This window comes from Aequorivita sinensis (assembly GCF_006346335.1).
Lineage (GTDB): Bacteria > Bacteroidota > Bacteroidia > Flavobacteriales > Flavobacteriaceae > Aequorivita > Aequorivita sinensis.
Genome location: NZ_VDMC01000106.1, coordinates 1 through 211, shown reverse-complemented (window position 1 = coordinate 211; position 211 = coordinate 1). Strand labels below are relative to the sequence as shown.

The 211-nt window shown below is 37.0% G+C and carries 1 protein-coding gene; it reads right to left on the bottom strand.

The window, feature by feature from the left end; translation table 11 throughout:
- Positions 1–16: 16 nt before the first annotated feature.
- A partial coding sequence (locus FHP04_RS14675) for a hypothetical protein (RefSeq protein WP_218937273.1) occupies positions 17–211 on the bottom strand: 195 nt, incomplete at its 5' end.

Below are 211 nucleotides of genomic sequence, written 5' to 3'. Positions count from 1 at the left end.
GCAGTCTGTCTCAAAACTACACTAATTTTCTTTTAAATTCAGTTGCAGGGTTAAGATTTCCGTATTTCATGAATTTTATGAAATTTCTCGGGAATGCGAATTTTAAAGCTTGCTGAGTGGATAATTGGGTTATAGCAAGCAACATAACCCCTAAAAACGAATTGAGCGCAGCGCAAACGGCCGTTATATCGAACTTTACACCGAGATTAAA